Raw genomic sequence first — 17,835 nt, forward strand, 5'->3', positions numbered from 1 at the left:
TCAGTCGAGCGCGTAGACGTCGTAGCGGGCGGCGTGGCTGCTCAGGTCGGCCTCTCCGATCGCCACCGCCTGGATCTCGTTGAGCCAGGCGTAGCGCTCGTCGCCGGTCTGGAACCGGGGCGCCCCCCGGAGCCGCAGCACGCCGGTGGGGTCGCGCCGCAGCAGTCCGTTGTAGAAGTAGAGGACCGTCGCATCGTCGTCGGTCACGAACGCCGCCCGCACGTCGATCTCCCAGATGCCGTCGCGGCGAACGGTCACCCAGTCGGACGTGAGCCCCCGCACCATCCGTCCCGAGACGCGCGGCCCGGCCACGGTGCCCTCGGTGACGCCGGCGACGACGCGGGTGCCGTGGGGCCCGCCCTCGGCCAGGGCCGAGAACTCGCCGTCGTGGGTGGCCTCGACGCGGAACAGCAGCGTCGCCGCCAGCCGGACGCCGCCGGTGTCCGCCGGTCCGCTCACCGCAGCCCCCACACGCCGAGCAGGTCGTGGTCGATCGCGGCGGTGAAGACCCGCTTGCCGGCCTCCTCCATCACCGGCGCCGGTCCGTTGTCACGGGGCAGGGCGCCGTAGGAGGCGATGGCATGCGCCATCTGCCGGCGGTACGACGTCCACATCTCGTCGAGCTCGGGTGCCGGCCCACCGGCGGCCCGGAGCGCGTCGCGATAGGTCTGCACGAGGTCCCGCTCGTGCTCGCGGCGCTGGTCGACGTCGAGCGAGGTGACGATGATCCACGCCATGTCGTGGGAGTAGGTCCCGGCGAAGCAGAGCTGCCAGTCGAGGATGCCCGGCCGGCCGTCGGCCTCGTAGAAGAGGTTGCCGCCGTGGGGATCGCCGTGGACGAACGTGTGCGGCTGCGCGTCGCACCACCCCCACAGCCGGTCCAGGGCCGTCAGGGCGTTCTGCGCGGAGCCGATCGCCTCGACGAGGAGGTCCCCGTTGGCCCAGTCCACGAGCACGTCCCAGTGCGACGGCCGGAAGCAGTACTTGAGGAAGGTCCGTTGCGGCTGCTCCCATCCGGCCAACCGCGCCAACCGCGGCGATCCCCACCAGGCGGCGTGCATCGGCGCGATGGCCTCCAGCACGTTCGCCACGTGGTCGGCGGTGACCGGGAGCATGTTCTGGCCGAAGGTGACGCCACGGGCGAGCAGGTCCTCGAGGACGAGGATCCCCTGTGGCGCGTCGTCGGTCGCCGCGAAGTACACCGTGGGGATGTTCAGGGCGACCTCGGGCGCGATCTCGTTGTAGAACCGCACCTCCTGCTGCAGCGCCATCCACACCCGCTTGCGCCAGGTGTCGTCGAAGCCGCCCTTCACGTGGACGCTGGCGGGCCCGACCGGGCCGCCGGGGGCGTAGGACAGGTGGAGGCGCGCCGACGCCGCGGTCCCGAAGAACTCGCGGTCCCGGCGTACCTCGGTCACCTCGATGCCCGGGAAGGAGCTCGCCAGCGCACCGGTCAGCCAGGCCGGCGTCACCTCGTCGAGCGAGAGGGGGAGCGGGGTCGTCGCCGAAGCGATCTGGGTCATGGCCGCCTCACTTGAAGACCGCGAAGGTCTTGTTGGAGTTGAACACCTCGGTCACCACGAAGTCGCTCCACTCGAGCGTCATGCCGAGCTCCTGCATCGCCCCGAGGAGGCAGTACCAGTTGAGCATCTCGTGCTGGCCGGCCTCGACGATGTCGCGCGAGGTGACCTCGAGCCAGGCCTCGTAGTCGCCGGCGACCATGGCGTCGTAGAGGACCTGGTCGGCCTCGGTGTCGGGGCGCAGGTGCCAGAGCCGGTCGACCAGGAACGCGTGCGACCAGCTGGAGGACGCCACGAGGGCGACCCGCTTGCCGCTCTCGCGCACGCTGCGCCCGACGGCGCGGCCCAGCTCGAAGCAGCGCCGCGGCGAGGGGCCCGGCGGGTCGAGTCGCTCGCCCTTGTTGATCTCGGCGAAGCGGGCCAGGCCGCCGCGCCGGGCGATGACGTGCTCGCCGTAGCAGTTCACGGCGACCGGGACGATCGGGTAGGGGAACTGCTTCCCGATGTGGTCCCAGTCCAAGAAGATCTGGGTGTTCGCGAACGCGTGCGGGAAGTGGATGTGCTCGCGCGGCTGGTAGGAGTAGGCGCAGTCCACGTCGTCGTTGATGACGTCGGTGACCAGCGCCTTGGCGAACTCCGGAGCGCCGCGCATCGTGAAGGTCTGTCCCTCCCGGGGGGCACCCCAGGCGTTCGGGATCTTCATGATGTCCAGCACGGCGAACGGGTCGATCTCGGTGTCCTCGTAGGCGAGCACGCAGAACGACGGGATGACCTCCTCACGGAAGTTCTCGTACTGGTCGTCGCCCCACACGATCACGACCTCGGGCTCGAAGGCGTCCAGCTCGGCACGGCACTTGGCGATGCCGGCGAGCAGCTGGGCGCGGTGCCCCGCCGCGGCCGCGGTGCCCTGGTCCTCACCCCACTCCCGCTGGGCCAGCTCGGACCAGTTGCGGGGATCCTTGGCCTCGTCGGGGATGTCGGGATCGGTCAGCGTGAACTTCAGCAGGTTGGCCATATGGGAGTCAGCGCCCGCGAGCAGCGGGTAGTGCGTGATCCCCAGGCCGAGCACCTCAGCCATGGTGGGTCTCCTCTCCTTCTCGGATCCGCGCTCAGACCTGCTCGACGAGGTCCGGGTTCTCCGGCCGCAGCTTGGAGACGCCGGCGGCGTCGGCGGTACGGCGCGAGACCTTGCCGTCCCGGAAGAACTCCAGGAACACCGGGTTGAACAGGTCGGGGCGATCGGTCTGGCCCTGGTGGCCGCACTCGGTGGGGTAGAAGAACTGCACCTTCGGCAGCACCTTCTCCTGCTCGTAGCCCCACTCGACGGGGGTGAGGACGTCCTCGGTTCCGTAGAGGTAGATCCCGGGGATGTCGAGCTTGTCGAGGCGGCCCTTGGTCGAGAGCCGGGCCTCGATGTTGTGGTCCTCCCACGGGATGATCCGGCCGTACTGGAGCAGCGAGGGCCAGAACGACGCATGGCCTGCCTTGCCCCGCTCGGCCGCCTGGTAGCGCATCTCGATGAGGTCGTCGCTGATGGCTTCCCCGCGGTAGATGATCGCCTCCATCATCCGGCGCATGCCGTCGCGGGTGCCGTCGTACTGGGTCAGCTGGACCTTGGCCGGGGGCTTGAGCCCCTCGGGCACCACGTCGCCGATGTCGCCGGCGATCAGCGCGAAGCTGATGACCCGCTCCGGGTGGGCGACCAGGTAGTTGGTGGTGTTCATGCAGCCCATCGAGTTGCCGGCGATGTGGAAGCGGTCCAGGCATAGCGCCGAGGTGAACTCGTGGATGAAGTCGACGAAGTCGGCGATGGAGCGGGGACGGTGCTCCTCGCGAGGGTCCGAGAGGCCGAAGGCGGGCATGTCGGGGCAGTAGACGCGGAAGCCGTTCTCGGCGAGGAAGGGCGCCATGAAGCGCCAGCCTGCGGTGCCCGACGAGCCCGGGAGGCCACCGTGGAGCAGCAGCACCGCGGGCCCGGTGGTGCCCGAGGTCATGTAGTGGGCCTTGGCCCCGCTGGGGAGCTGCACCCAGCGGCTGAGCATGCCGGGGACCTCGATGATGCCTTCTTCTGTCAGAGCCATGTCTGTCTCCCTGTCGTGGTTGATCGGGTGGGAAGGGGTCGGTGCGGTGGCGGTGGCGTCTCAGACGCCGGCGGGAACGAGGTCCAGGTCGGCCCAGACCGAGCCCGCGGTGATCGCCTTGCGGCACTTCATGAGCAGCCGGGGGTCGTCGACGACGACCGCGCCGACGAGCTCGCCAACGGTGCCGACGTAGGCGGCCACCAGGTCGCCTCCGGAGAGGGTGCCCGCGACGTGGGCGAGCGACCCGGTCGCCGGGCGACCGACGATCTGGATGCGGTGGCCGTACTGGTCCGACCAGACGTAGGGCACGGTCGGGGTGGGGGCTGCCGCGCCGGTCACGGCGGCCGCGATGATCGCGGCGTGGTCGTTGGCGTTCGTCCAGTGCTCGATGCGTAGGTCGTAGCCGTAGTGGGGGTGCGGCCAGCGGGCGACGTCCCCGGCGGCGTAGATGCCCTCCGCGCCGACCACGGTCAGGTCCGCCCCGCACTCGACGCCGTCGGAGATCGGCAGACCGGAGGAGTCCAGCCAGCCGGTGGCCGGGGTGGCACCGATGCCGACCACGACCAGATCGGCGGGCAGCCGGCGGCCGTCGTTCAGCACGACCGCGCGGACCGCGTCCTCGCCCTCGAGGTGGGCGACGCCGACACCGGTGACCAGCTCGTTGCCCGCGGCCGCGTGGACCTCGGCGAGGCGGGCGCCGACCTCGGCGCCGAGCAGGTGGGACAGCGGCACGTTCTGGGCCTCGACGAGGGTGACCTGGACGCCGTGGCGGCAGGCCGCGGCGGCGAACTCCGCGCCGATGAAGCCGGCGCCGATCACGACCACCCGCCCGGCGGTGGCCAGGCCCGTTCGCAGAGCGGCGGCATCCTCGGCGTTGCGCAGCGTGTGGACACCCGCGAGCCGATCCGCCCCGGGCAGGGTCCGCGGGGTCACGCCGGTGGCGATGACGAGCCGGTCGAAGGCGATGGCCTCGCCGGCGTCCGTGGTCACCGTGCGCGCGGACACGTCGAGCTCGCTCGCGCGCACCCCGAGCCGGAGGTCGACGCGGAGGTCGGCCAGCTGCTCGTCGGTGAGCAGCGGGACCGGCGCCGGGTCGCCGTCGGGAAGGATCATCTCCTTGGACAGCGGCGGCTTGTCGTACGGCGCGTACGACTCCTCGCCCAGCAGGGTGATGGGGCCGTCGTACCCCTTCATGCGCAGGGCCTGCGCCGTCCGCACGCCTGCCACCGAGGCGCCCACGATCAGGAGAGTCACGCGTGCCACACTCGCCGTTCGCCGAGGCCCTCACAACGGGGAGTGCCAACGGCTGGAACCGGGTGCCGGGTCGCTCCGGGCGCGAGCCCTCAGCCTGCCGTCACGCCGACACGACGTAGACGCCGTCGCCCTCGATCTCCACCCGGTAGGTGGCCAGCGCGATGGTGGCGGGCAGGCATAGCGGAGCGCCGGTGCCGAGGTCGAAGCGCGCCATGTGGAGCGGGCAGACCAGCTCGTTGCCCTCGATCTCACCCTCCTCGCCCAGCGAGAACTCCTCGTGGGTGCAGGTGTCGGCGGTCGCGAAGAACTCCCCCGACTCCACCCGGTGCAGCGCGATGCCGGGATCCGTGCCCTCGACGATCATCGACGTCCCGGGCTGGAGGTCGTCCACCGCGCACGCGAAGTGGCGCTCGCTCAACTGATGCTTCCTTCCGCTGTCTCGAGCCCGGTCGTCCGGGCCCGGCCGTCACCGCAGTGCCGAGTCTCCCCGTGGCCCCGGCGTTCTCCCCACGCAGGGTTTCAGCCGCTGGAATCCCGCTCCGCGCTCCGGCGTGCCTGCGGCCCGGCCACCGGGGAGGGTGACCGGGCCGCGCGCCGGGCGGAGGCCCGCCGGCTACTTCTGGGTGAGCTCGCCCTCGAAGTCGTAGAGCTTGCCCTGCTGGAAGCCGCCCTCGGCGACCGACCAGCTGTTCAGCTCGCCGGCCTCGATCGGCGCGACATCGGACAGCCCGCTGGTGGTGAAGTCGATGCCGTCGGCGACCATGTCGGGGTGGAAGTCCAGGTTGCGGGCCGCCACGATGAGGCCGAGCTTGCTGAGCCCGAGATCCGACGCCGCGGCCTGCTTGGCCGCCTCCACGAACATCTGACCGTAGACGTAGCCGCTGTAAGCGGTGGTGTTGGTCAGGTCGACCCCGCCGCCGTACTCCTTCAGCACGTCCCTGACCCGCTGGACGCCGGCGTCGTCCGCGAAGCGCGGCGAGCCCACGTCCTTGTAGGTCTGCAGGGTGAGCACGCCGTCGGCGGCACCGCCGGCGGCGCCGAAGTAGGTCGAGGAGGAGCAGTTGGTGGTCATGTAGATCACCGGCTCCCAGCCCTGGTTGGCGGCCTCGGTCATGATCGAGATGCACTGCGCACCGGTCGGCGCGGCGAAGAGCACCTCGGCCCCGCTGTTGCGCATCGTGGTCACGGCCGAGGACGGCGCCGCCGCATCGGCGGCGTCGATGGTCTCCTTGTCGACGATCGTGCTCTTGGAGCCGGTCTCCTCGAGCCAGTGGTCGATCTGCTCGGCGTAGTCCTTGCCGGACTCGGTGTTGCCGATGAACGTCGCGATCTTGGCGCCCTCGGGGAAGCGCTCGTTGACGTCCTCGACCCACACCCGGGCGTCGAGGCTGAACGGCACCGCGCCGGAGACGACCTCGGGATAGGCGGGGTCGAGGACCGTCCCGCCGCCGCCCGGGAGGCCGATGCCCGGCAGGCACTCCTCGCGGAGCAGGTCGCGGATCGCGAGGACGCCGGCCGTGCCGGTCACGCCGCTGAAGCCGACGACGCCGTCCTTCTGGACCAGCTCGCGGGCGGCCACCAGCGTCTTGTCCGGCTGGAACTGGTCGTCCTTGAGGATGAGCTCGAACTTGGTCGGCAGATCGGCCTCGGCGTTGGCCTCCTCGAAGGCCGACTTCACGCCCGGGCCGAGCACGGCGAAGGCCGCCGCCGGGCCGCCGGTGAGGGGAAGGGTCAGGCCGACCTTGGCGGTGTCCCCGAGCGGGTCGGTCATATCGGCCGGGCAGTCGTCGAGGTCGATGCCGAGCGCCTCGGCGGCCTCGACCGCCGCGTCGCTCGCCGAGGACCCGCTGCCGCTGTCGTCGCCGGGCGCACCGCAGCTGGCGAACGTCAGCGCCGCGACCGCCACGGCCAGCGTCAGCTTGCTTGATCTCTTGGTCATGACTCGTTCCTTCTTTGTGCTTCTCGGGGACGGGCGTCCGCGACGCCGCCCGGGCATCGGCGTCGTGGGTGAGGAGGGGAGGGCGGAGAGGGTCCTAGCGGACCAGGCGGGCCTCCAGAGGCGGGTTGCCCGCGGCCGGGTCGCCCGGCTCGACGGGGACCGGGGACGGGCCCTCGGTGGCGCCCCGGGGCGGCTGCGGCACCACCACGACGACCCGGCGTACCAGGCTCGTGAGTCCACCGGCCAGGCCGTTGGGCATCACGAAGACCAGCAGGATGACCAGGGCGCCAAACAGGACGCCCGAGATCGGTCCCTGGCTCAGGTCGCTGGTCCAGACCGGGACGAAGTAGATGACGAACGCGCCGAAGACCGGGCCCCAGTAGCTGGCTCGCCCGCCGATGATCATCGCCACCAGCAGGTTGATGGTGAGCAGCAGGCTCACCGCCTCCGGGGTGAGGATCCCGGCCTGAACGGCGAAGATCCCGCCGGCGAGGCCCGCGATCGACGCGGAGAGGCCGAAGACCACCGTGCGCACGAACGCGCGGTTGATCCCGGTCATGATGGCCGGCGCCTCGTTGTCGCGCAGCGCGACCACCGCGCGGCCGATCCGGCTGTGCATCACGTTCCAGACCACGACGCAGGCCAGCACGAGCGCGACGACGGTGACGTAGTAGAGCCAGACCGTCTCTCCGCCACGTCCGGCGAAGTACGCGATGCCGGGCGGCTCCCACTCCATGCCGAACAGGCCCGAGGAGCCGCCGGTCAGTCCGTCGAAGCGGCGGATCAGGCTGGGGAGCAGCACACCCACGGCCAGCGTGACCAGGGCGAGGTACATGCCCTGCAGCCGCAGCGCCGGCAGGCCGACCAGGACGCCGACGACGAAGCAGAGCACCATGCCGACGACCAGGGTGATCGGCACCGCGGTCTCCCACTTCACCGTCATCACGCCCGTCGTGTAGGCGCCGATGCCGAAGAACGCCGCGTGGCCAAGCGAGATCTGGCCGGCGAAGCCGGAGAGCAGGTTGAGGCCGACCACCGCGATCGCCAGCACCAGCGCGCCGGTGATCTGGCTCAGCCGGAAGGAGGGCACCAGATAGGGCGTGGCGAAGACGAGGAGCGCGATCAGCACCACGCGCCCCACCCGCCAGCCGATGTCGGCGCGGCTGCCGGCCGGGATGTGAACGGGAAGGGCCATCACACGCGCTCCACTCTCTTGCTGCCGAAGAATCCGGTCGGGCGGACCATCAGGACCACCAGCAGGATCACCAGCGCGACCGCCTGCTTGAGGTCGGAGCCGACGAAGCCGACGTAGCTGGCCACCAGGTTCTCCACGACGCCAAGCACGATGCCGGCCAGCACGGCGCCGAGCGGGCTGTCGAAGCCGCCGAGCGTCGCCGCCGCGGCGGCGTAGATCAGGAAGTTGAACATCATCGTCGTGGTGAGCGTCGTGGTCGGCGCGATCAGCGTGGCGATCAGCGCACCGACGGCCGCCGCCAGCATCCACCCCAGCGCGTTGATGCCACTGACGCGGATGCCCAGCAGGCGAGCGCTCTCGGGGTTGCTGGCCGTGGCCCGCATCGCCAGCCCGAGCCGGGTGTAGCGGAACAGCGCGAACAGGCCGCCCATCACCGCCAGCAGGACGCCCAGGATCAGCAACGGGAGATAGCGCAACCGGGTGCCGAAGAACCCGATGTAGTCGTCGGGCCGGTCGGGCACGAGCGAGGGGAAGGCCAGCGGGTCCCCGCCCCAGATCACGCCGGCCGCCGCGTTGAGCATCAGGAACAGTCCGATGGTCACCAGCAGGATGGAGTAGTCGGCGTGCGCGCCCAACGGACGGATCAGCACCCGCTCGACGACACCGCCGGCGACGAACGAGACCGCGACCGCGCCGAGGATCGCGAGGATGACGGGCAGCCCCGCGGCGTGCAGGGCGTAGGCGATGAACCCCGAGAACATCGCCATCTCCCCCTGGGCGAGGTTGAGGTGGTGGGTGCCGCGGTAGACGCAGACCAGCGCGAGGGCCAGGAACCCGTAGATGACGCCGTAGTTGACGCCGTCGATGAGACGGGCGATGAGCAGCTCCATGTCGTCCTCACGCTCCCAGGTACGCAGCGCGCACCGCGTCGTCGGCGGCCAGCTCGGCGGCGGGCCGGGACTCGCTGATCTCGCCGATCTCGAGCAGGTAGCCGCGGTCGGCGATCTCGAGGGCGATCATCGCGTTCTGCTCGACCACCAAGATGGCCATGCCCAGGTCGGTGTTGATCTGCCGCAGCGACTCGAAGAGCTCCTCGGTGAGCAGCGGCGAGAGGCCCAGGCTGGGCTCGTCGCACAGCAGCACCCGGGGGCGGCTCATCATGGCACGGGCGATGGCGAGCATCTGCTGCTCACCACCCGAGAGCAGGCCGGCCTTCTGCTTGCGGCGGTCCGCGAGGCGCGGGTACTGGGTGTACCAGCGGTCGAGGTCCTCGGCCAGGCCGCGACCGCGGCGCACGTGCGCGCCGGCCCGGAGGTTCTCCTCCACGGTCAGGTCGACGATGGTGCCGCGGCCCTGGGGCACCAGCGCCAGGCCACGTCGCACGATGGCGTCGGTGGCGGCGCGGGCGATGCTCTCGCCGTCCAGCTCGATGCCGCCGCGGCGTGAGATCAGGCCGGCCACGGCCCGCATCAGGGTGGTCTTGCCGGCGCCGTTCGCGCCGAGCACGACGACCACCTCGCCGGCGTCCACGTGGAGGCTGACGCCGTCGAGAACGTCGCCGGCGCCGTAGCCGGCGTACATGTCGGTGATGCTCAGCATGCTCATGCGCGCGTCCCCAGGTAGGCGCTGACGACCTCGGGATGCCGCCGGACCTCCGCCGGTGTCCCCTCGGTGATCTTCTTGCCGAAGTTCATCGCCACCACGGTGTCGGAGATGCCCATGACCATGCCCATGTGGTGCTCGACCAGCAGCACGGAGAGTCCCTTCTCGTCGCGGACGTGGCGGATGGTCTCGGCGAGCTCGTCGACCTCCGCGTGGGTGAGGCCGCCGGCGGGCTCGTCGAGCAGCAGCAGCCGAGGGCGCGCCGCGAGGGCGCGCGCCAGTTCGAGCCGCTTGAGGGTGCCGAAGGGCTGTCCGGCCGCCGGCTCGAAGGCGAGGTGGCCGAGGTCGAGGAACTCCAGCAGCTCGTAGGCCTCGCGCCGGATCCGGCGCTCCTCCTGACGCACCCCCCAGCTGAGGATGGACCGGACGAAGCCGGTGCGCCCGTAGGGATGCGCGCCGACCATGGTGTTCTCCAGGAACGTCATGCTCGGGAAGAGCCCGAGGTTCTGGAAGGTCCTGGACACGCCGTGCCGGGCGATGCCGTGGGCCGGTACGGCGAGCAGGTCGCTGCCGTCCCAGGTGATGGTCCCGCTCGTCGGCTGGTAGACCCTGCTGACGCAGTTGAAGAGCGTCGTCTTTCCGGCCCCGTTCGGCCCGATCAGGCCGCAGATCTGGCCGGGCTCGACCGACAGGGTGAGGCCGTCCAGAGCCTTGATGCCACCGAACCGGATCGACAGGTCGTCGATGACGAGACTGCTCATGCGGCCCTCCTTCTCACTCTCGGCTCGCTGAGTGTGACGTGAGGCACACGCGCCACTCATCGGAAGTTCCAGCGATTGGAACCTCCTCGAACTCCGCCGCGGAGCTGTGATCCAGGCGCGTGTGCGGAGGACGATCGAGACGACGTCAGCGTGGCCGAGCGACGCCGGAGGGACGACCGCTGTTCCCACATCACGGAACGGCGCCGGAGTTTTTCCGGGCGCTGGACCGGACCGGTCCGCGGCACGTCGTACCGACCTAGGGTCGCGGCCATGTCGACCTCCCCATCCACCCCCGTCATCGGCCACGTCGGTGTCGTCGTCGCGGACCTCGAGCGGTCCCTGCCACGATGGTCCGCCGCCCTCGGCTATCGCTTCTCGCCCGTCGCGCGCTATCGCTGCGACACCTACTACGACAGCAGCGGGCCGGACCCGCACCGCTACGAGCGCCGCATCACGATGTCGCGGGAGGGCGCTCCGCACGTCGAGCTGATGGAGGCCCTGCCCGGGGAGCCCGTCGGAGTCCATCACCTCGGCTTCACGGGCATCGCCGACCTCGCGGCGCAGCACCGCGTCCTCGCCGAGGCCGGCGTCGACTGGGACGGCCATGCCGTCGCGGCCACCGGCGACCTGTTGTTGTGGTTCACCGAGCCCGGCGCACTCGACGGCGTCCGGCTCGAGTACGTCGGCACCCGGGACCAGCCTCTGCTCACCGACGCGGGCGACCGGCTGGCCACGCCCTCCCACGGCGCCCTGCTGTGGCCCGAGGGCGCGCCCGCACCCTCCGGGGCGCAGCTCGTCGACGAGGTCGAGGTGGCGACCGCCGACGTCGGCGACGCCGCGACGCGGTGGTCCCGGGCCACCGGCTGGCGCTTCGCGACCGACGCACCGTCGTCGGACCGGCGAAGCACGACCGACGGGGGGACACGGGTGGTGCTCGCTGCGCCGCCACCGCGCTCGCCCGAGCTGACCGGGGCGTTCCGGCTGCGCTTCGACTCTGTCGCGGATCTCCCCGGCAAGGTCTCCGACCTGGAGGCGGCCGGCATCGGCCACTACGTCGTCACCGGCGCCCCGGGCGAGGGACCGCGCCTGGTCAGCACGGACCCCGTCCACCTGGACGGCGTGACACTGACGTTCGTCGGGAGCACGGCCTAGTGCCGCGCGTCGCGCGACACCAGCCTCGTGAAATCCCGGGGCCAGTCCGGCGCCGACACGGCAGTCGCCCGGCGGGAGGATCCCGCCGGGCGACCCGGTGCGCGGAGTTCGAGGTGGCTCAGGCGGTGCCGGCCGGTGCCTCCAGCTCGAGGCGCTGACCGCGGAACCGCTCACCGGGCGGGTCGTGCGGCTCCGCCTCGTGCTCGACGCCGTTGACCAACAGGTCCCAGCGACGCCACCAGGTGCGCATCTGGAGCTCGTCGGAGCCGAGCGCGACCGGGCTGGACATGCCCCGGGAGACGTCGGACCACGGCAGCTCCCGGTAGGAGGCGAAGGACCGCTGACAGGTCTCCAGCGCCTCGACGTCGTCGGGAGAGGCGAGCCCGCCCGGACCCCAGAAGGTCAGGAAGTTGTCGAGACGCTGCTGCTTCAGCTCGGGGCCCTCGTCCGGCGGCACCAGCTCCCAGGCCGTGACCTCCATGTAGTCGGGCGCGATCGGGTCGATCTTGCGGATCACGACGCCCATGACGAGGTCGATCACGACCAGGTTGGGGAAGATCACCAGGTTGCGCGCGCCGGTCATCCGGTCGACCCAGGCCTCGCCGTACTTGGTGCGGAACCGGTCGAACCGCTGGGACTTCTCCGACAGCGCCTCCTCCGACAGCGGCCGGCCGAAGAGCCCACCGGTGTTGGGACCGCCGACGGACGCGGCGTGGCCGTTGCCGAGGTCGACGCCGATCGAGTCGCCGAGCCGGGCCGCGTCCAGCTCGATGCCGGAGGCCACCACCATCTCGAAGTAGCGCTGGTGGGTGGAGACCGCGTGGTAGCCGTCGTAGCTGTTCTCGACGAGCAGCTTCCAGTTGGCCTTCACCGAGTACTCGTGGGTGCCCTCCAGCACCTCCATGCCGACCTCGGACTGGTCGCAGACGAGGTCGAGGAACTCCTTGGCCTCGGCCAGGTAGTCGACGAGCGGCTCGACGTCGGGGTTGAAGCTGATGAACACGAACCCGCGGTAGGAGTCGACATGGGCCGGCGACGTGAGCCCGGGCCGCTCGAAGTCGGCACCGTAGGACGTGTCCCCCGGGATCGAGACGACCTGGCCGGACGTGTTGAAGCTCCAGCCGTGGTAGAAGCAGGTCATGAATCGGGCGTTGCCCTCCCGCTCCCGGCAGATCATGGCGCCACGGTGCGGGCAGGAGTTGATCCAGACCTGGATCCGGCCGCCCTTGTCGCGCGCGAAGATCAGCGGCCGGCCGGCCACGGTGCGGGTCTTGAAGTCGTTCGGCTTCTTCAGCTCGGTCTCGTGCCCGACGTAGAGCCAGACCTTGCTGAAGATCCGGTCGCGCTCGCGCGCGAACACGTCGGGGTCGACCATCGCCGAGCGGTTGACGCGGAAGCGGGGCGCCTCGCGGTCGTCGTCGATGTACTTGATCGGTGCGGTCATCGCACACTCCCTTGTCTCGGCTTGTCGCGGCTTCGTCGCGGCTGTGTCACGGTGATGTCACGGTGGTGCCCCGGCTGGTCTCAACCGGCGCTGCTGGTCTGGAGGCGGTCCGCCCAGCGCTCCGCGTAGGGCGAGGGGCGGGGTACGACGCGGATGTTGAGCCACTCCACGACCCGCTGCCAGGAGTCGAAGGCGGCCGCGTGGCCGAGCGAACCGGCCGAGGCACGGAAGAAGTCCGCGCCGACGCCCGGGTAGACGACCAGGTGGGCGTACTCCGGGGCCGGCGCCGCCCGACGCTCCAGCTCGGCGACCGCCGCCGGCGGCATGTCCGGGTCGTGCTCGCCGAACATCGCGAGCCAGGGGCTGCGGACCAGCGGATCGTCGACCTCCAGCGCGGCGCGCGGCGAGAGGCTCACGGTCGCGCCGAGGACCAGGTCGCACGCGGCCACCAGGGCGGCCCGCCCGCCCAGGCCGTAGCCGACCACGCCGATCTGGTCGTGGGACCAGCCCTGCTCCCCCAGCACCCCGAGCAGGCCGTGCACCGCCGTGAGCAGGCCCTGGTCGTCGAGGTCGAGCTCGGCGAGGTCGACGGCCAGCGACTCGTAGCCGTGCTCGGCGAGGGCGTTCATCAGCTCGGGCGCCTGGGTGTCGAGACCGCCCCGCTCGCACAGCAGCAGGGCCGCCCCGCGCGGCAGGCCGAACAGCCTGACCTCGGCCGTCGGCACGGAGCCGACCCGGAGCTCGGCTCGCGACCGGACCGGCTCGATCCGGGGAACGGAGACGTCGAACTCCATCTGCCTGCCTTTCCAGCACCGACCACCGTCGTTGTCTGTCTGGGACTATGGCTCGGCTCCGGCGGGCCGGTGAGGCCACGTCCCAGGCACCGGAACACCGGCGGCGCCGGGCCCGATCCGGCACGGTGTCAGCCGATACGCCAGCCGATACGCCAGCCGATGCGTCAGCCGATGCGCCGCTCGCTGCGCTGCCAGTAGGGCTCGCGCAGGACCCGCTTGAGGATCTTCCCCGACGGGTTGCGGGGCAGCTGGTCGAGGAACTCCACCTGCTTGGGGCACTTGTAGGCGGCCAGCCGCTCGCGGCAGAACGCCACGACGTCCCCGGCGCTCAGCTCCTCGAAGCCCGGCGCCCGGACGACGATGCCGGTGACCGCCTCTCCCCAGCGCTCGGACGGGACGCCGATGACGGCGGCGTCGACGATGCCCGGGTGCTCGAGCAGGACGTTCTCCACCTCGACCGGGTACACGTTCTCGCCGCCGGTCACGACCATGTCCTTGATGCGGTCGCGCAGGAACAGGTACCCGTCGCGCACGTAGCCGGCATCGCCGGTCCGCACGAACCCGTCGGGCCGGATCGTCGCCGCGGTCGCGTCGGGGTCGTTCCAGTAGCCCGTCATCGCGGTGCCGGCCCACAGCTCGACCTCGCCGACCTCGCCCTCGGGCAGCTCGCGGCCGTCGGGCCCGACGACCCGCACCCGGCTGCCGGCGACCGGCCGACCCGCCGACTCCAGCAGCCAGGGGCGGTCCTCGTCCAGATGCGCCTCCGGGGGCAGTGCGGTGGCGGACTGGGTCTCGGTGAGGCCGTAGAGCTGGACCATCCCGCACCCGAAGGTGTCCAGACAGCGGCGCAGCAGCTCGGGCGAGATGGGCGATCCGGCGTAGAGGACCCGCTCCAGCGCGGGGAGGTCGCGCCTGACGGCGTCCGGCGCCTCCACCATCGCCTTCAGCACGGCCGGGACCAGGTTCGTGACGCTGATAGCCCATCGGTCCAGCAGGTCGAAGAGGAGGTCGGGCTTCGCCTCGCGCGCGACCACGATGTGCCCGCCCGAGCCGAGCGTCAGGACGCCGAACGAGGTGCCCAGCGAGTGGAAGACCGGCATCGCGACCAGAACGGTGGCCTCCGCGTCGACCCGGCTGACGTCGGCCATCTCCAACGTCCGCGCGAAGCCGGCGTTGCTGAACATGACGCCTTTCGGCAGCCCGGTGGTGCCGGAGGTGTACATCATCAGCGCGGTGTCGGTCGGGGCCACCGGGACCTGCGGGTCGACCGCGGCGTGGCGGGCCAGCCAGTCCTCGTAGCGCTCGTCGCCCTCGCGCAGCCGCTCGTCGGCGACCGCACCGAGCACGACGACCTTCGCCAGCGTGGGGACCTGGTCGCGGAAGGTGTCGAGCGCGTCGAGGAAGGAGGCGCCGACGAGCAGGAAGGAGGCGCCGGACAGGTTCAGCACCTGCGCCATCTCGCGCGGGGCCAGCCGCCAGTTGACCGAGGCGACGACACCGCCGGCCATCATGGCGCCGACCAGCAGCTCGAAGTACTCCGGCCCGTTCTGGTCCAGGAACGAGACCCGCGACCCCCGCCGGACCCCGGCGGCCACGAGACCCTGTCCGACCCGGGCCGACCGGGCGCCGAACTCACCCCAGGTGCGGGTGACGTCGTCGCAGCTCAGACAGGGCTGGTGGGCACGGGCGTGGAACCAGGGCCGCACGAGGGCCGCCAGGCTGTGGTCGGGGCTCAGCGCCGGGTCGTCGGACGTGGGAGCCGCGGTCGCCATCGCTCCGGGAGTGGTCATGACGCCGGGAGGAGCTCGCGGATCTGACCGGCGGCCTCCACCGCGAGACGGCCGAAGGAGCCGAGCCGCTGGTCGGCGGCTCGCCCCAGTCCCCTGGTGGGCACGCACAGCGACACCGCGGCGACCGCCTTGCCGTGGCGAAGCACCGGTGCCGCCACGCACAGCGTGCCCTGGCAGGACTCCTCCCGCTCGACCGCGTAGCCGGCCTGGGCCGCGGTGCGCAGCTGGTCGACGAACTGGCGCCGGTGGACGACGGAGTACGGCGTCGCCCGCGGCATCGGGCGATCGAGGATCCCGTGCACCAGGGGCGGCGGGCTGAAGGCGAGCATCGCCTTGCCGAGGGCGGTGCAGGTGGCCGGGAAGCGGCCGCCCACCCGGCTCGGGAGGCGGGTGCCGGCGGGACGCGTGACCTTGTCGAGGTAGAGCACGCTGGGCCCGCTCAGGACCGCGAGGTGGACCGCGATCGCCTCGGAGCGCTCGAAGAGCCAGTTGAGCGGCTTCGGGGCCACCTCGCGCAGCTCGCCGTACTCCGACCACAGCGCGGCCTCGGCGAGCTCGAACAGAGAGCCGCCGACCCGGTAGCGGATGCCGGTGCGGCCCACGAAGCCGTGTTGCTCGAGGGTCTTGAGCAGACGGTGGGCGGTGCTCTTGGGGACGCCGATCTCGGCGGCCACCTCGCTCACGCCCACGGTCGCGTCCTGCGACCTGCTCAGCACCTCGAGGACCGCCAGCGCCTTGGACGCCGACGACTGCACAACGCCGTCGCCCGCCTCCCGCCCGGTCGGCGGCCGCAGCGTTCCGTCTGCCTCCATCAAGCCGATCATCCGAAGACCTCCTCGTCCCCATCCTCGTCCGTCGATGTGACGTCCACCACCGGAAGCCTCTACCGAACGTTCGTTCAAGAGAGATCGGGGTTCCATCCGTTGGAACGGGTAGGCGGTCGGGGGCTCAGTCGGCCTGCGGGCGCCACGGCCAGTACTTCGCCGTCGCACCGCCGTCCACGGTGATATTGCTGCCGGTAATCAGCGCGGACTCGTCGCCGGCCAGGAAGACCGCCGCCGGGACGTAGTCGCTGGGCGTCGGCAACCGGTGCCAGGGGAACTGGCTCGTGAAGTCCATCGGCCACGGCCCCGGTGCGCTCGTCGCGGCGGTCATCCGCTGCAGGATCTCGGGATCCTCGGGCATCGTCGCGGTGGGAGTGAGCCCGTTGACACGGATCCGGTGCTGGGCCAGCTCCATCGCGGCGGAGCGGGTGAAGTTGATCAGGCCGCTCTTGCCCGTCGAGTAGCCGATATTGCCGGGCTGTCCCTGCCAGGCGGCCGTGGAGAGGATGTTGATGATGCTGCCGGCGCGGCCGTGGCGGATCATCGACTCGGCGACGACACGGGTGAAGATGAAGGCGCCGCCCAAGATGATGTCGAGCTGACGGCGATACTCCGCCAGCGGCATGTCGAGCAGGCCCTTCTGGTTGAACCAGACCGCGTTGTTGACCAAGATGTCGACCCCGCCCCACCGCTGCTCCGCCTGGCGCACCGCGTCGGCGGCGTGGTCGGGATCGGTGACGTCGCCGACGACCGCGATCGCCTCCCCGCCGGCCTCCTCGATCGTCCTGGCGGCCGCCTCGGCGGAGGCGTCGCTGACGTCGGTGACGACCAGCCGGGCCCCTTCGGCCGCCAGCCCGCGGGCGAGGGCGCCGCCGATGTTCGGGCTGGCGCCGGTGACGATCGCGACCCGGCCGGCGAGCCGGCTCACAGGATGATGCTCACTTTGCCGTGGGGGCGCAGGGCGTCGAGGTCGAGGATCGCCTTGCGCTCGACGAACCGGTAGCCGACGGCGGTGTCGGAGGCCTCCTCGAGGACGTGACGGTAGCGACCGACATAGGTGTCGAGCGCGGCGTTGCGCACCCGGACCACCGAGAAGTTCGCCTCCAGCCGGACCAGCCCGTCAGGGTCGTGGAAGGCGCGCACGTTCGTCACCGCCCGCCGGGTGCGCGAGTGCGGGTACTCGGCGTGGGCGGCGCGGGTCAGCAGCGAGTTGACCCGCTGCTCGAGCAGGAACCGGTCGTCCTGCACCAGGAACAGGTGCCTGCTCGGGTCGGCGTCCGGCTTGTCGGTCGACGGCACCAGGTAGTGGGCCTGGGGCGTGAACAGGTCGAGCCATTCGATGAGCCGCCACTGGTCGAGCAGCTCCGCCTCGTCGTAGAGGAAGTCCTCCAGCCCGGCCCGGGTGCCGGGGGCCACCCGGGTCAGCCGCTCGTCGGTCAATGTCGCCTGGACCATCTCAACCTCCTGGAATCGGGTGGG

The 17,835-nt window shown here is 71.3% G+C and carries 18 protein-coding genes; 1 reads left to right on the plus strand and 17 read right to left on the minus strand.

The window, feature by feature from the left end:
• The 11 genes from RB608_RS04950 to RB608_RS05000 form a co-directional block, all read right to left on the minus strand.
• Nucleotides 1–459, minus strand: a complete 459-nt coding sequence (locus RB608_RS04950; protein ID WP_308086695.1) for a DUF3237 domain-containing protein — start codon at nucleotides 457–459, stop codon at nucleotides 1–3.
• Nucleotides 456–1,523: a phosphotransferase gene (locus RB608_RS04955; RefSeq protein WP_308086696.1), complete on the minus strand. Its 1,068-nt coding sequence runs from the start codon at nucleotides 1,521–1,523 to the stop codon at nucleotides 456–458. Before RB608_RS04955 ends, RB608_RS04950 begins: the two co-directional genes overlap by 4 nt.
• Before the next feature lie 7 nt (nucleotides 1,524–1,530).
• Complete coding sequence (locus RB608_RS04960) at nucleotides 1,531–2,598, minus strand: extradiol ring-cleavage dioxygenase (protein ID WP_308086697.1); 1,068 nt, start codon at nucleotides 2,596–2,598, stop codon at nucleotides 1,531–1,533.
• A 31-nt stretch (nucleotides 2,599–2,629) separates the two neighbouring features.
• Nucleotides 2,630–3,601: an alpha/beta hydrolase gene (locus RB608_RS04965; RefSeq protein ID WP_308086698.1), complete on the minus strand. Its 972-nt coding sequence runs from the start codon at nucleotides 3,599–3,601 to the stop codon at nucleotides 2,630–2,632.
• Nucleotides 3,602–3,661: 60 nt separating this feature from the next.
• A complete protein-coding gene (locus RB608_RS04970) occupies nucleotides 3,662–4,855 on the minus strand; it encodes an FAD-dependent oxidoreductase (RefSeq protein ID WP_308086699.1) in 1,194 nt (397 codons plus the stop codon).
• Nucleotides 4,856–4,955: 100 nt separating this feature from the next.
• Nucleotides 4,956–5,273 (minus strand): non-heme iron oxygenase ferredoxin subunit, encoded by a 318-nt coding sequence (locus tag RB608_RS04975; RefSeq protein WP_308086700.1) that lies wholly within the window; start codon nucleotides 5,271–5,273, stop codon nucleotides 4,956–4,958.
• A gap of 195 nt (nucleotides 5,274–5,468) precedes the next feature.
• The gene (locus RB608_RS04980; protein WP_308086701.1) at nucleotides 5,469–6,794 is read right to left on the minus strand and encodes an ABC transporter substrate-binding protein; all 1,326 of its coding nucleotides are present in this window, start codon (nucleotides 6,792–6,794) and stop codon (nucleotides 5,469–5,471) included.
• A gap of 94 nt (nucleotides 6,795–6,888) precedes the next feature.
• Nucleotides 6,889–7,989, minus strand: coding sequence for a branched-chain amino acid ABC transporter permease (locus RB608_RS04985; protein ID WP_308086702.1), 1,101 nt, complete (start codon nucleotides 7,987–7,989; stop codon nucleotides 6,889–6,891).
• Nucleotides 7,989–8,879, minus strand: coding sequence for a branched-chain amino acid ABC transporter permease (locus tag RB608_RS04990; RefSeq protein WP_308086703.1), 891 nt, complete (start codon nucleotides 8,877–8,879; stop codon nucleotides 7,989–7,991). The genes RB608_RS04985 and RB608_RS04990 overlap by 1 nt, the downstream gene beginning before the upstream one ends.
• A gap of 7 nt (nucleotides 8,880–8,886) precedes the next feature.
• Entirely contained in the window at nucleotides 8,887–9,594 is a 708-nt protein-coding gene (locus tag RB608_RS04995) for an ABC transporter ATP-binding protein (RefSeq protein ID WP_308086704.1), read from the minus strand.
• Nucleotides 9,591–10,352: an ABC transporter ATP-binding protein gene (locus tag RB608_RS05000; RefSeq protein ID WP_308086705.1), complete on the minus strand. Its 762-nt coding sequence runs from the start codon at nucleotides 10,350–10,352 to the stop codon at nucleotides 9,591–9,593. The genes RB608_RS04995 and RB608_RS05000 overlap by 4 nt, the downstream gene beginning before the upstream one ends.
• Before the next feature lie 270 nt (nucleotides 10,353–10,622).
• Here RB608_RS05000 and RB608_RS05005 point away from each other — a divergent pair, with 270 nt between their 5' ends.
• The gene (locus RB608_RS05005) at nucleotides 10,623–11,504 is read left to right on the plus strand and encodes a VOC family protein (RefSeq protein WP_308086706.1); all 882 of its coding nucleotides are present in this window, start codon (nucleotides 10,623–10,625) and stop codon (nucleotides 11,502–11,504) included.
• Nucleotides 11,505–11,622: 118 nt separating this feature from the next.
• On the opposite strand, the gene RB608_RS05010 is transcribed toward RB608_RS05005, so the two are convergent.
• The 6 genes from RB608_RS05010 to RB608_RS05035 form a co-directional block, all read right to left on the minus strand.
• Nucleotides 11,623–12,948 (minus strand): aromatic ring-hydroxylating dioxygenase subunit alpha, encoded by a 1,326-nt coding sequence (locus RB608_RS05010; protein WP_308086707.1) that lies wholly within the window; start codon nucleotides 12,946–12,948, stop codon nucleotides 11,623–11,625.
• A gap of 80 nt (nucleotides 12,949–13,028) precedes the next feature.
• Nucleotides 13,029–13,742, minus strand: a complete 714-nt coding sequence (locus RB608_RS05015) for a dienelactone hydrolase family protein (RefSeq protein WP_308086708.1) — start codon at nucleotides 13,740–13,742, stop codon at nucleotides 13,029–13,031.
• A 164-nt stretch (nucleotides 13,743–13,906) separates the two neighbouring features.
• Nucleotides 13,907–15,532, minus strand: a complete 1,626-nt coding sequence (locus tag RB608_RS05020; RefSeq protein WP_308086709.1) for a long-chain-fatty-acid--CoA ligase — start codon at nucleotides 15,530–15,532, stop codon at nucleotides 13,907–13,909.
• On the minus strand, nucleotides 15,529–16,344 hold the full coding sequence (locus RB608_RS05025) for an IclR family transcriptional regulator (RefSeq protein WP_308086710.1): 816 nt from the start codon (nucleotides 16,342–16,344) through the stop codon (nucleotides 15,529–15,531). The genes RB608_RS05020 and RB608_RS05025 overlap by 4 nt, the downstream gene beginning before the upstream one ends.
• A 136-nt stretch (nucleotides 16,345–16,480) precedes the next feature.
• Entirely contained in the window at nucleotides 16,481–17,284 is an 804-nt protein-coding gene (locus RB608_RS05030; protein WP_308086711.1) for an SDR family oxidoreductase, read from the minus strand.
• A complete protein-coding gene (locus RB608_RS05035) occupies nucleotides 17,281–17,811 on the minus strand; it encodes an aromatic-ring-hydroxylating dioxygenase subunit beta (protein ID WP_308086712.1) in 531 nt (176 codons plus the stop codon). Before RB608_RS05035 ends, RB608_RS05030 begins: the two co-directional genes overlap by 4 nt.
• Nucleotides 17,812–17,835 lie beyond the last annotated feature (24 nt).

This window comes from Nocardioides sp. LHD-245, assembly GCF_030929495.1.
GTDB lineage: Bacteria > Actinomycetota > Actinomycetes > Propionibacteriales > Nocardioidaceae > Nocardioides.

Bases quoted from the DNA above. Each gene is read 5' to 3' on its own strand.
- RB608_RS05020 (WP_308086709.1), bottom strand. From the start codon at position 15,532: ATGACCACTCCCGGAGCGATGGCGACCGCGGCTCCCACGTCCGACGAC.
- RB608_RS04965 (WP_308086698.1), bottom strand. From the start codon at position 3,601: ATGGCTCTGACAGAAGAAGGCATCATCGAGGTCCCCGGCATGCTCAGC.
- RB608_RS04960 (WP_308086697.1), bottom strand. From the start codon at position 2,598: ATGGCTGAGGTGCTCGGCCTGGGGATCACGCACTACCCGCTGCTCGCG.
- RB608_RS04955 (WP_308086696.1), bottom strand. From the start codon at position 1,523: ATGACCCAGATCGCTTCGGCGACGACCCCGCTCCCCCTCTCGCTCGAC.
- RB608_RS04980 (WP_308086701.1), bottom strand. From the start codon at position 6,794: ATGACCAAGAGATCAAGCAAGCTGACGCTGGCCGTGGCGGTCGCGGCG.
- RB608_RS04985 (WP_308086702.1), bottom strand. From the start codon at position 7,989: ATGGCCCTTCCCGTTCACATCCCGGCCGGCAGCCGCGCCGACATCGGC.
- RB608_RS05010 (WP_308086707.1), bottom strand. From the start codon at position 12,948: ATGACCGCACCGATCAAGTACATCGACGACGACCGCGAGGCGCCCCGC.
- RB608_RS05015 (WP_308086708.1), bottom strand. From the start codon at position 13,742: ATGGAGTTCGACGTCTCCGTTCCCCGGATCGAGCCGGTCCGGTCGCGA.
- RB608_RS05035 (WP_308086712.1), bottom strand. From the start codon at position 17,811: ATGGTCCAGGCGACATTGACCGACGAGCGGCTGACCCGGGTGGCCCCC.
- RB608_RS05005 (WP_308086706.1), top strand. From the start codon at position 10,623: ATGTCGACCTCCCCATCCACCCCCGTCATCGGCCACGTCGGTGTCGTC.
- RB608_RS05000 (WP_308086705.1), bottom strand. From the start codon at position 10,352: ATGAGCAGTCTCGTCATCGACGACCTGTCGATCCGGTTCGGTGGCATC.
- RB608_RS05025 (WP_308086710.1), bottom strand. From the start codon at position 16,344: ATGGAGGCAGACGGAACGCTGCGGCCGCCGACCGGGCGGGAGGCGGGC.
- RB608_RS04990 (WP_308086703.1), bottom strand. From the start codon at position 8,879: ATGGAGCTGCTCATCGCCCGTCTCATCGACGGCGTCAACTACGGCGTC.
- RB608_RS04995 (WP_308086704.1), bottom strand. From the start codon at position 9,594: ATGAGCATGCTGAGCATCACCGACATGTACGCCGGCTACGGCGCCGGC.